This is a genomic window from Fructilactobacillus sp. X2R5C3 (assembly GCF_059901325.1).
The window spans coordinates 1-238 of record NZ_JBWXUY010000066.1; the positions used below are offsets into that span (position 1 = coordinate 1).

The window sequence follows — 238 nt, forward strand, 5'->3', positions numbered from 1 at the left end:
GTCATCAGAAGATCCATCATCAATAATCAATAATTCAAAACTAAAATCAGTTTCCTGATTAAAAATGGAATCAATTGCTTTGCCAATTGATTTTTCCGAATTAAAGCTTGGCATGATAATACTAATGTCATAGTTAGTCATTAATGAATCCTCTTTCTAGTAGTGTGTCTTGTCTTTTCCAACGTTACTGAAGAACTTTCGTTTCACAAATCCCCACGCCTTTTTAACGAGGTGACGG

1 protein-coding gene is annotated in these 238 nt (G+C 34.0%); it reads right to left on the minus strand.

Annotation, left to right across the window (positions count from 1 at the left end; translation table 11 throughout):
- Positions 1–141, minus strand: a 141-nt coding sequence (locus tag AC6UDE_RS07185; RefSeq protein ID WP_500697062.1) for a glycosyltransferase family 2 protein, incomplete at its 3' end; no start/stop codon positions are given.
- Positions 142–238: the final 97 nt, after the last annotated feature.